Source organism: Maridesulfovibrio ferrireducens (genome assembly GCF_900101105.1).
Lineage (GTDB): Bacteria > Desulfobacterota > Desulfovibrionia > Desulfovibrionales > Desulfovibrionaceae > Maridesulfovibrio > Maridesulfovibrio ferrireducens.
Genome location: NZ_FNGA01000005.1, coordinates 79923 through 91524, shown reverse-complemented (window position 1 = coordinate 91524; position 11602 = coordinate 79923). Strand labels below are relative to the sequence as shown.

Annotated in this window: 9 protein-coding genes; 5 read left to right on the top strand and 4 right to left on the bottom strand. The window is 41.2% G+C overall.

Annotated features, from left to right (window positions below):
* Nucleotides 1–159 precede the first annotated feature (159 nt).
* A complete protein-coding gene (locus BLT41_RS15010) occupies nucleotides 160–1152 on the top strand; it encodes a tetratricopeptide repeat protein (protein WP_092162605.1) in 993 nt (330 codons plus the stop codon).
* 102 nt (nucleotides 1153–1254) lie between these two features.
* Here the strand turns inward: BLT41_RS15010 and groL are convergent, their stop codons facing one another.
* The 3 genes from groL to BLT41_RS14995 form a co-directional block, all read right to left on the bottom strand.
* Nucleotides 1255–2940, bottom strand: coding sequence for a chaperonin GroEL (gene groL / locus BLT41_RS15005; protein ID WP_092162604.1), 1686 nt, complete (start codon nucleotides 2938–2940; stop codon nucleotides 1255–1257).
* Between the two features lie 43 nt (nucleotides 2941–2983).
* The gene (groES, locus tag BLT41_RS15000) at nucleotides 2984–3274 is read right to left on the bottom strand and encodes a co-chaperone GroES (protein WP_092162603.1); all 291 of its coding nucleotides are present in this window, start codon (nucleotides 3272–3274) and stop codon (nucleotides 2984–2986) included.
* Between the two features lie 190 nt (nucleotides 3275–3464).
* Nucleotides 3465–4112, bottom strand: coding sequence for a S24 family peptidase (locus BLT41_RS14995; protein ID WP_092162602.1), 648 nt, complete (start codon nucleotides 4110–4112; stop codon nucleotides 3465–3467).
* 232 nt (nucleotides 4113–4344) lie between these two features.
* On the opposite strand from BLT41_RS14995, the gene BLT41_RS14990 reads away from it, so the two are divergent.
* Together BLT41_RS14990 and BLT41_RS14985 are read left to right on the top strand one after the other, a co-directional pair.
* On the top strand, nucleotides 4345–4662 hold the full coding sequence (locus BLT41_RS14990; RefSeq protein ID WP_092162601.1) for a helix-turn-helix domain-containing protein: 318 nt from the start codon (nucleotides 4345–4347) through the stop codon (nucleotides 4660–4662).
* Nucleotides 4663–4788: 126 nt separating this feature from the next.
* The gene (locus BLT41_RS14985) at nucleotides 4789–7128 is read left to right on the top strand and encodes a sensor domain-containing diguanylate cyclase (RefSeq protein WP_092162600.1); all 2340 of its coding nucleotides are present in this window, start codon (nucleotides 4789–4791) and stop codon (nucleotides 7126–7128) included.
* 60 nt (nucleotides 7129–7188) lie between these two features.
* Here BLT41_RS14985 and BLT41_RS14980 read toward each other — a convergent pair whose 3' ends face one another.
* On the bottom strand, nucleotides 7189–7647 hold the full coding sequence (locus BLT41_RS14980; RefSeq protein ID WP_092162599.1) for a chemotaxis protein CheX: 459 nt from the start codon (nucleotides 7645–7647) through the stop codon (nucleotides 7189–7191).
* 498 nt (nucleotides 7648–8145) lie between these two features.
* On the opposite strand from BLT41_RS14980, the gene BLT41_RS14975 reads away from it, so the two are divergent.
* Together BLT41_RS14975 and hydF are read left to right on the top strand one after the other, a co-directional pair.
* Nucleotides 8146–9846 (top strand): glutamine--tRNA ligase/YqeY domain fusion protein, encoded by a 1701-nt coding sequence (locus tag BLT41_RS14975; RefSeq protein ID WP_092162598.1) that lies wholly within the window; start codon nucleotides 8146–8148, stop codon nucleotides 9844–9846.
* A gap of 234 nt (nucleotides 9847–10080) precedes the next feature.
* The gene (gene hydF, locus BLT41_RS14970) at nucleotides 10081–11589 is read left to right on the top strand and encodes a [FeFe] hydrogenase H-cluster maturation GTPase HydF (protein WP_092162597.1); all 1509 of its coding nucleotides are present in this window, start codon (nucleotides 10081–10083) and stop codon (nucleotides 11587–11589) included.
* Nucleotides 11590–11602: the final 13 nt, after the last annotated feature.

Below are 11602 nucleotides of genomic sequence, written 5' to 3'. Positions count from 1 at the left end.
GTACTTGACAAGATGTGACAGAGAAGAAACAATTATAATGTTTCAAACTGGTTGCAAAAACAATTCGTTCGTATTGAAAAGTCATTACCGTGTGCTACTGGATAATTTAAGTATAGTGTTATATTGTTTTTAGAAAGAATTTTGAGGGAGAAAGGCTGTATGAGTTCACCTAAAAGTATCAAGGAAAATGTTGCACGCGCTAAAGCGTATGGTCAGCGTAAGGACTATATGCGTTGTCTTTATGCGTTAAGTATTTCCCTTGAGGAACTGGCTGACAGTCAGGTTTTTGGTCGCGAAAAATTTGAAATTGGAATCCTTGTTGATGAAGTATTTCGGCAGCTTCTGGCTATGGATGAGCTTAAAAGTATTCTTCCACGCGGATTAAAATATACTCGTGGGCACGAAAAAAAATTATCGGCAGTCCTTCGTAAGATTCATGACACTATCAAAAATGCCATTGAAAAAGCTGCTGTCGATAAAGTTAGAAAGCAGAAAAATCAGATAGATAAGTATACTTTGAGCGGTCAGAAGTGTCTTGAAAGTAAAGATGCCAAGGAAGCTAAAAAGTATTTCCGTAAAATTACAGAGGCTTTCCCGGAAGAACGCGGGCTTTTGCAGGATGTTGGCGGGAGATTTGTTAAAGCGGGATTTGCTCAAGATGGAGTTGAGTATCTTGAGAGAGCTATAGCGCAAAATCCTACTGACAGTCGTCCCTACATCTCATTGCTCCTCGCTTGGGAGATGCTTACCGAACAGGATAAGGCGCTTGCGGTCATAAAAGATATAGTCCGGCGTTTCGGTGCGAATGAAAGTATTTTTGTTCGTCAGTCTAAACTTTTTCTCGCAAAGAGAATGTATGCTGAAGCTTATGACGCAGCTGCCGCAGCTTTGAAACTTAATCCGCTCAGTCGTGAAGGAAAGAAGATATCTGATCGTTTAGGACCTAAAATTTATGGAAGAGGCTACAAACCCGGGGCAACTTCTACCGATATGAAGTCTGCTAAAGCTAAAAGTGCAGGATCTTCGACTTCCACAACTAAAGGGTCAATAAATTTTGATCTCGGTGGAGGCAGTTCGACTTCCAAGAAGTCTGCCCGTAAGGAGCCGGCGAAGAAGCCTAATGCATCCAAAGTTATTAAGCTTGATTTCTAATTTATAATTTCTACGTTTTCAAAAAAAGAACCCCCGACAAGCATTTGCCTGTCGGGGGTTTTATTTCGGTTTTTGAGCCGATGAATGGTTCGGGGGAAATGTTTAGTACATTCCGCCCATGCCACCCATTCCGCCCATACCACCCATGCCGCCCATTCCACCCATGCCGCCCATTCCACCCATGCCAGCAGGCATTCCGGCGTCAGCAGCCTTCGCAGGTTTTTCAGCGATTGCGCATTCAGTAGTAAGAAGAAGGCCAGCTACGGAAGCTGCATTCTGGAGAGCAATACGGGTAACCTTTTTAGGATCGATTACGCCTGCTTTGATGAGGTCTTCGTATTCGCCGATAGCAGCGTTGAAGCCGTTTCCGTCTTTGGATACTTTAACCTTTTCAACAACAACAGAGCCTTCGAGGCCTGCATTCGCAGCGATCTGGCGAAGAGGTTCTTCGATAGCGCGGCGGATGATGTTGACACCTGCAACTTCGTCATCGTCAGAAGCGGTTACGTTTTCGAGAGCTGGGAGACAGCGAATAAGTGCTGTTCCGCCGCCGGGGACGATGCCCTCTTCAACGGCTGCGCGAGTTGCGTTAAGAGCATCTTCTACGCGAGCTTTCTTTTCTTTCATTTCAGTTTCAGTAGCAGCCCCAACGTTGATTACTGCAACTCCGCCAACGATCTTGGCAAGACGTTCCTGAAGCTTTTCGCGATCATAATCAGAAGTAGTTCCTTCGATTTCTGAACGAATCTGGCTTACACGAGCTTTGATAGTGTCGCCGTTACCTGCGCCGTCAACGATGATGGTGTTATCTTTGTCGATAACAACACGTTTTGCGGAGCCAAGGTCTTCAAGGGTAACGCCTTCAAGCTGGAGGCCGAGATCATCAGAAACAACAGATCCACCGGTGAGGGTAGCGATGTCGTTCAGCATTGCTTTGCGGCGTTCGCCGAAACCTGGAGCCTTAACAGCAACAACGTTCAGTGTTCCGCGCAATTTGTTAACAACGAGAGTTGCGAGAGCTTCGCCTTCGATGTCTTCAGCGATGATGATGAGAGGTTTGCTCATTTTAGCAACCTGCTCGAGAACTGGAAGCAGTTCTTTCATGTTGGAAACTTTCTTTTCGCTGATGAGGATGAGAGGCTCATCCATTTCGCAGATCATCTTTTCAGCATTGCTTACGAAGTAAGGGGAAAGGTAACCGCGGTCAAACTGCATGCCTTCAACAACGTCGAGAGTTGTGTCGAGACCTTTAGCTTCTTCAACGGTGATAACACCTTCTTTTCCGACTTTATTCATAGCTTCTGCAATGATGTTACCGATGGTTACGTCATTATTTGCAGAGATAGTACCGACCTGTGCGATTTCTTTCTGGTCGCGTGTAGGTTTGGCAAGAGTCTCGAGGTGATCAATGATAGCTTCAACAGCTTTATCGATTCCGCGTTTGATAGACATTGGATTACGACCAGCTGCAACGAGTTTTACACCTTCGGTGAAAACAGCCTGAGCAAGAATAGTCGCAGTAGTTGTTCCGTCACCGGCGATGTCAGAAGTCTTGGAAGCAACTTCTTTAACCATCTGAGCGCCCATGTTTTCGAACTTATCTTTAAGTTCGATTTCTTTAGCTACGGAAACACCGTCTTTTGTAATAACTGGGGAGCCGAAAGATTTGTCGATTACGACATTACGACCTTTAGGTCCGAGGGTAACTTTTACTGCGTTGGCAAGTTTGTCTACGCCGATTTTAAGTTTTTCGCGTGCTTTGGCATCAAAAAGAATCTGTTTAGCCATTGTTTTTATCTCCTTAGAAAAATGAATTATATAATTATAGTTACTAGGCTGCGACTACTGCGAGGATGTCGTCTTCACGCATTACGAGATGATCAACACCGTCGATGGAAATTTCTGTTCCGGCATATTTAGCGAAAAGAACGATTTCGCCTTCTTTTACACCGATAGCTATTCTTGCACCGGAATCGTCAAGTTTGCCGGGACCGACAGCGACGACTTCGCCTTTAAGAGGTTTTTCTTTAGCAGAGTCAGGGATAATGATTCCACCAATGGTTCTTTCTTCCACTTCAAGGCGTTTAACCAAAAGACGGTCACCTAGCGGCTTCAGTTTCATTTTTCATCCTCCAATAAGATATTATTTTACATTATGTTTGTAGTTCGGGCGAAAGCCCTTAATCCGTTTCGACAAAGATAAAATGTTATCTGAATAAAATAAGGTCTAAACGGATTGAATCTAAGTAAGACATTATTGAAAACTGTCAACAGCAGAGCGGTGTTTTTTTTGAAAATCCTGTCTCTTTTTTTTATCTTAAATCTTTGGATACATATAGGACTCTTCCGATTGGTTCCCAACTGAGAGACTGGTCTTTTAAATCAATCTCAATCCTTTTGGGCTGAGCATCAGGATTGTCTGACATGAGAAGTATTTTGCCCGGTTCTTTAGCAATTCTTTTTACAACAATTTCCTGATCAATACGAACAACGTAAATACGTCCTTCGTATAAGTCTTTTTGAGATTCATCGACTAATATATGGTCACCGTCTTCTATTCGGGGGGCCATTGATTCACCTGTTACTGCCATTAATTTCATGCATTCAGGCCTTCCTTTTTTGTTTAACCAGTCAAGTTTGAAAGCATAGGTGTCTTCCACGGTATCGTCGGTCTGTAAACTTCCGCCTCCACCGCTCGGACGTGCAAGAACTTTAGGCACATGGTGAAATTTATCCATGTCATTATTTGCGTCATCTGTCGGGAATATTATTTTTGCGCCAATTGTATCCAGAACTTTTGCAAGAACTTGTATATATTTTCCTCTTTCTTGATTGATGTAGCGAATGATTTGATTAGGAGCGACTCCGCAGGCTTTAGCCATCTGAGTTGGGTTTGCATATTTTTTGTTATGACCAATCATGTTTTTCATCCCTTCAACAAGATCAAAATAAAAACTCATATTCTCTCCTTATTGGTATTATGTATGTTATTTATCTAAAAATGTCCTCTTTTAAATTATTACTTAAAGCTTGTTTGTTGGATTTTTGTAAATAATATTTACCAACTGGTAAATATTATTTACAAAATGGCTTGCTAAAAAATCAAGTTGTTAATATCTACACTCTTGTTGCTGTTGTTGAAGTCTCTTTTGTAAACTGTTTTTTGATGTTCGTGATTCCTGGGGAGGTCTTATGATATTGGGGTTCGGTTCGAATAGTTTAGATTTTCCGGATTTAAATGATAAGAGGGTTATGTCTGTAGAAGGACTTATAAGAGTTTTAGGACATGAAGGAGCTGAGAGAATAATATATTACTGGGGTGGAACAAGGGTTTCGGTTCCTAATATTGAAGAATTACAGAAAATCAGGGTTCGCGAGCGGGTAAAGCAGGCTTTTGAACGGGGGGCAACTCCTTCTCAAGTTGCCGAACGATTTGGTGTTTCGGTCAGAACAGCGCAAAGAATGCGAACACCTTCAGCTTGTGTTGAGGATGATTCGAAAATGATATAATAGTAATTGAGTGTGAAATATATGTAACTTGCCCAATTATTCCAAATCGATTGATAGTCAGTATGGACCTGTGTTTGAAGCTATATGTTTGCCTGGTGTACCAATTGCTGAGAGAGTCTGATTATTATGAGTTCAAAAAATAGCCGTAACGCATTAAAACTATTTTTTAAAAGATATATTCTTGTTGCGGTTATTATTTTAGCTGTGGCAATTGGGGTGATGTTTACTCAGAAAAAACAGTATGTTGATCATATTAAAGAACATGAAACAAATCTAGTTAAGAATAGTTGCAAAGAGTTTAGTTTTTGGCTTGAAGCTGGTGTTGAGGATGTTGGTATTGTTTGCAGTTTATTGGAAAGACGTTTGAATCAAGGCGGCGATTCGGCTGCAAAACTTGACGATGTTGCGGATATGTTCGCTGCTTTTGGAGAGCAAAGGGATATTTGCCTTCAGTTACGATACATTTCTAAGGAAGGGAGAGAGTTAGTCCGCGTTAATATTAAAAACAATGTTGCGGAACGTCTTTATGGCGATTTTTTGCAGAATAAAAGCGATCGTGAATATGTTAAAGACGCTTTGAATTTGGAAAAAGGCGTATATATTTCAAGTTTTGATCTTAATACAGAGCATGGGGAAATTGAGGTTCCGCATATCCCTGTTATAAGGTTTCTGAAAAAAGTATTTGGGCCGGATGGTGCCGAACTCGGGGTTGTTGCGATTAACTATTCCGGGAAGTTTTTGATCAGGATGCTTGAAGCGCCTGCAGCGGAGTCTTTCGGGGAAATTTTCCTTATTAATAGTTCAGGGCAATGGATTATAGGTCCAGACGAAGATTATAATTGGAGATTTGTTTTTGGAAAGCAGGGGGCTTTGTTGAAAGATCAGTTTCCTGCTGAATGGGAAATAATTTCGTCAGCTTCAGCAGGGCAATTTTTTGGTTCCAATGGTCTTTATACATATAAATCAGTATACGAGGGAGCACCACCAGCGTTGCGTGATTCAGATGTAAGTTTCAATGAACACTGGAAAATTATTACTTATGTTCCGTCTGAAAAACTATTTGTTCCGCAGAACAAAATTACTGTTTTTTTGATTATAATTTTATTTCTTTGGAGCGGCTTTCTGTTTTGGCGCAGAACTCTTTTTTCCATTGAAAAAGATAGTATAAGCAATGCCTTGAAAGAAAGTGAAAAAAGATTTCTGGATATTACCGATGCTGCCGGTGAATTTATATGGGAAACCGGACCGGATGGAAGTTTTATTTTTGTAACCGGCCGGGCAGAGAATATTTTGGGATATAGCGCTGAAGAGCTGGTCGGCAAATCCCCGTTTGATTTTGTTGACGAAGAGTCTTCGTGGGAAGTTAGAAAAGAGTTTCTTGATGCAGCTCAGGAAGGCAGAAATTTTAATTCTTTGGTGTCTAAATTTGTTAATCGTGATGGTCATAAGCTGTGGCTGGAGTTTAACGGTGTTCCTGTTCTTGATGAAGCTGGAAATGTTACCGGATTTCGAGGAGCGACTTCTGATATAACAGCTCAGAGAAAAGCTTTGCAGGATTTACAGGATAGAGAAGATATGCTTCAGAGCATAAGTGATTCCGTTCAGGATGCTCTTATACTTATGGATGATAAAGGCCTTGTTCATTTTTGGAATCCGGCTGCTGAAAAGATTTTCGGTTTTTCATCTGCTGAAATGATGGGCAAAGACTTGCGGGCTTGCGTGTGGCTTGAAGACAACGTTGATGATTTAAACGTTTCTTATGAGGAAAAAGAAGGTCAAAGCAGGTTATTTTCTTCGTATGGTTCTTTTACTGTAAATGTACGGCGAAAAGATGGGAATGTTTTTCCTGCGGAAGTTCTATTATCACCTTTGCGAAGAGATAACAGTTGGTGGGTTGTCGGGACAATCAGAGATGTTACGGAGCGTAAAGAAGCCGAAGATGCGTTGCGCAAGCTTGCCACAACTGATCCTTTGACAGGGTTAAGCAATCGTCGGTTTTTTATGGAAAGATCCGAGGAAGAACTTGAAAAAGCTCGAAGATACAACAGAAGTTTATCGTTGTTGATGCTGGATATTGATTTCTTTAAAAAAGTTAATGACACCTATGGGCATGATGCCGGGGATGATGTTTTGAAAGCTTTGTCTGTCGTCGGGCTTAAAGTTTTGCGAAATGTAGATGTGTTCGGTAGAATTGGCGGAGAAGAATTCTCCATACTTTTGCCGGATACAGATATTGACGGAGCTGTTCTGGTTGCTGAAAGAATCAGAAATGAGATTGAACAAGCTAAAATGCAGACACGTTCTGGAGCCCTTACCATAACTGTGAGTATTGGTGTCGCTACTGTGAATGAACAAATATGTACCTTGGAGCATCTGCTAAAGGCGGCTGACCTTGGTCTTTATGCCGCAAAGGATGCCGGGCGTAATCTGGTGAAGGTGCAGCTCGCTCCTGATGGATTGATATGATCTTAATAGGGCAGATATGTTTTATAAAGCCCGAAAAGAAATCCGGGCTTTTTCACTTTTCTATTCAAAGCAGAATTCAATTGTGAACTTGCCGTTATCGGTTGTGAAGGGGATAGCCATAACAGCCGAGGATGTTACATGTGTGATAGTATGATTGTCACCTATGATAACGGTCGGGGTTGAGCCCTGAAGTTTGTAGCCTTGTTCGGTTAAACCCGCTCTTGCCTGCCCTGAAACCATGTTGGTTATTTCACCCACAGCGTCTTTGACATCCTGCATGAGATCTTGAATATCGTCTCCAAGCATGTTTTTTACTATCTGAACTGCACATTTTTTTTCGAATGAGATAGAGATGCTTCCGTTTACATTCCCTGTAAATCCAACAACTCCAGTCACGTCTCCAGAAGCAATGTTTCCTTTTTTTACAAAGGGCTTTCCGGCCTTTGGGGTGACCATAGCCATCATAGAGAGAATATCTATGGTTGCTTTTATGAATGGCTTTGCCAGTTCAACGTTCATTACAAGACTCCTTAAAAAAGTTCTTATTTAAAAAAAATAAATAGTGATATTGAATTACTATGAAATTGCCTCGCAATTAACGGAAGGCAATGTTTGCTTTTTGTTTTAATATAATTATAACTCAAGAAGTAAAAGTATTTTTACCCTTTTGGCAATAAAAAATGAGTGCTTTATTTTAGCTATGTCCATAAATTATATTTTTGCGGATAAACCTCTTACGAGGTTATTTTTTGTAAACTGAGTAACTCTTTGCTGTTCAAAGGGGTTTGAATCTAAACTGAAAATTAGTTTAAGTGAATCTTTTTTCTATGCCGTTGATGAGTATTTTGTCAATTAATGCTGAAATTTTAATGGTTTCTTTCATGTGGAGCAGGTTTGACCGTCTGCTCAAATTTAAGTAGTTGAATATTTCAGAATATGATGGGACTGAGCGTTTTTGCGCATGGTTCAAAATTTATATGTAAAAAATAAATAATGTTCATTTAAGGATATAAATCGATGTCAGATAATATTACCGAGTCCACAGGTCCGAAAAACTTCATTGCAGCTATTATTGAGAAGGATAATGAAACTGGAAAGTATGACGGAAGAGTTGCGACTCGTTTTCCTCCTGAGCCGAATGGATATCTTCATATCGGGCATGCTAAATCTATCTGTCTGAATTTCGGACTGGCCAAGAATTTTGGCGGAACATGCAATCTCCGGTTCGACGACACTAACCCGGCAAAAGAAGAAGTCGAGTATGTAGAGTCAATTAAAGATGATGTCCGCTGGCTGGGTTTTGATTGGGAAGAGCGGCTTTATTATTCGTCAGATTATTTCGGGCAGTTGTATGATTTTGCAGTGCAGCTGATTAAAGACGGCAAGGCATATGTAGATAGTCTCAGTGCGGAAGAAACCCGTGAATATCGCGGTACTCTGACCGAACCGGGCAAAGACAGTCCATACCGTACACGTTCGATCGACGAAAATTTGGATCTTTTTGAGCGGATGAAAAATGGTGAGTTTGCAAATGGTGAACATTTGCTTCGCGCAAAAATCGATATGGCTTCACCTAATATGATAATGCGTGATCCAGCTTTATACAGAATCAGAAAGGTGGATCATCATCGCACCGGCGATAAGTGGTGCATCTATCCCATGTATGATTTTACGCATTGTATTTCTGATTCAATTGAGAAGATTACTCATTCTGTTTGTACACTGGAATTTGAAAATAACCGTCCTTTATATAATTGGGTTCTTGAGAATCTCGGCATATACAGACCTCAGCAGATTGAGTTTGCAAGGCTGAACCTCAGTTATACTGTAATGAGTAAGCGCCGTCTGATTCAGCTTGTTGAAGAAGGATACGTTTCCGGCTGGGATGATCCGAGAATGTCTACTATTTCCGGTATGAGAAGGCGCGGATATTCTCCAGTTGCTATTCGTAATTTCTGCGAGCGTATCGGTGTAGCAAAGGCAACCAATATGGTTGATTTTGCTCTTCTTGAGTTTTCTGTCCGTGAAGATCTCAATGCTCATTCTTCGCGTTATATGGGAGTTATCAACCCTCTTAAAGTGGTTATTGAGAATTATCCTGAAGATAAAACCGAAGAGTTTGAATTTCAGAACAATCCCGAAGATCCGGAAGCCGGAACACGCATGGTTCCTTTCTCGAAGGTTCTTTATATTGAACGCGATGATTTCATGGAAGATGCTCCGAAAAAGTTTTTCAGGCTTGCTCCGGGGCGTGAAGTTCGTCTCCGCTATGCCTACTATGTAAAGTGCACTGATGTTATTAAGGACGAAAACGGCGAAGTGGTAGAACTGCGCTGTACTTATGATCCTGACACTCGGGGCGGCTGGTCCAAAGACGGAAGAAAAGTAAAAGGAACTTTGCACTGGGTTTCTGTAGCTCATGCAAAAGAAGTTGAAGTGCGTTTATATGAACATCTGTTTACCAGAGAAAATCCGATGGATAACAAAGATGGATCTGATTTCAAAGATCATATTAATCCAGATTCTCTTAAAGTTTTGCCTAAATGTTATGTTGAACCAATTTTGGGCGAGGTTGAGCCCGGATTCAGATGTCAGTTCGAAAGGGTTGGTTATTTTTGTGTAGATAAAGATTCCACTCCTGAAAAGCCTGTTTTTAACAGGACTTCAACTCTCAGAGATACTTGGAAAAAAATAGAAAAAAAGCAGGGCGGCAAATAAATATAATTGCACTCAGGCGATTAATGTAATTCGTTCTGCCCGGAAATCTTTTTTGATTTCCGGGCAGTTTTGTTTTTAGAGAATACTTATTTTGTTTATAAAATATTTTTTTACTGCTGTTTGAAGGGTGAAACATTTTTTTAAAAATGTTATTCAGTACATATTAAATGAGTTGATAAATTTATTATTTAAAAAGGTGATAAATGTTTTTTTTCATGAAATGGAGGTCGGAGGATGAGTCCTGAAATTGATAACGGTTCCAGACTTGCTATTGCAATTGCCGGACGGAGTAATGCAGGCAAGTCTTCAATTATCCGGGCCCTTTCGGGGGTTGAAGGGGATGAAGTCCTCCCCGTTGCTCAAGAGGATGAAATGTATCCTCTGACCAGAACTGAGATTTCTCCGTTAGGACCGGTAACGATTTATGATACCGATGCTCATGTTCCTGGCGATGACAAAACAATATTGATTAAAAAGGCTTTATACAGTGTAGATGTCGCCGTAGTCGTTACGGATGAATCCGGCATTGCTGATGAAGAGCGGGAACTTACGACCCTTCTGCTTGAAAGAAGAATTCCTTGTGTCATGGTTTTTAATAAGGCTGACATAAGGCGGCCCAGCCTTGCTGATATGGAGTTTTGCGGATCAAGAGGGATCAGGTTCGTTGCCACGTCAACAGTTGACGGGCGGGGGATTGAGCGGCTTAAAAAGTCGATAATGGCTTTGGCTCCTGAAGAAAATTTATTGGACCCGGTTCTTGCCCGTGACCTGATAGGCAAGGGCGATTACGTAATTTGTGCTATTTCAGATGACCCGGTTTCGCCTAAGGGAAGGCTCGGACTGCCAAAATCGCAGGTCTTGCGTGAAATCCTTGATGTCGGGGGAATTGCTGTTCTTGTTAAGGAAGGAGAGCTTTTTCAAACTATTTCCGGACAGAAAAGACGACCTGCATTGGTTATTGCTGATTCGCAAGCAGTGAAAAAGGTTATGGATATTATTCCTGCGGATGTTCTTTTAACCACTTTCCCTATTTTATTTGCCCGCCATAAGGGGAACCTTGAGCAACTTGTTCAGGGCGCAAATGCTATTGACCAACTTAAAGATGGTGACAGGATTTTAATCGTTGAAGCCTGTCCGCATCATCCAAAGGCTGAAGATTTTAGCAAAGAGATGATTCCTGATCGTATTGCAGGATATTCCGGTAAGAAAGTAACTTTTGAATTAAAAACAGGGTGCGGTCTTCCGCTTGATCTTTCTAGTTATCAACTGGTTGTTCATTGTGGTGCCTGTATGACAGAACGGGTTGATATGCTTAGGCGTATACGTGATTGTGAAAGACAGCAGGTGCCTATCACTAATTACGGTCTGGCTGCTGCGAAGGTTGACGGCACGTTGAAAAGATTGGTTGAGCCTTTCTTTAAAGATGAAGCTGAAGAGAAGGATGTCATAAGCGGGAAAATTAATGTTTTCAGAGGAAGTAATTCACGGGCAATGCATTTGGTGGTCCCTGCTGAAATTTATCCTGAAAAAGCTGTACCTTTTAATTTAATGTATCTTTTCGGTGATATTGATGTAACCAAAAAGCATATTGGATTTTCATCTCTTCCCTTTGCACGTGGTGGACAGCAGAAGATTCGTAAGTTTGTTGAAAAGCATGGGTATTGTTTCTATAAGTGGCCTGGAAGGGTGTTGGGACCTGATCTTGGGGGGATGCTTGAACCTGATGAGGATAGCTCCAGATAGAGATATGTTGTTG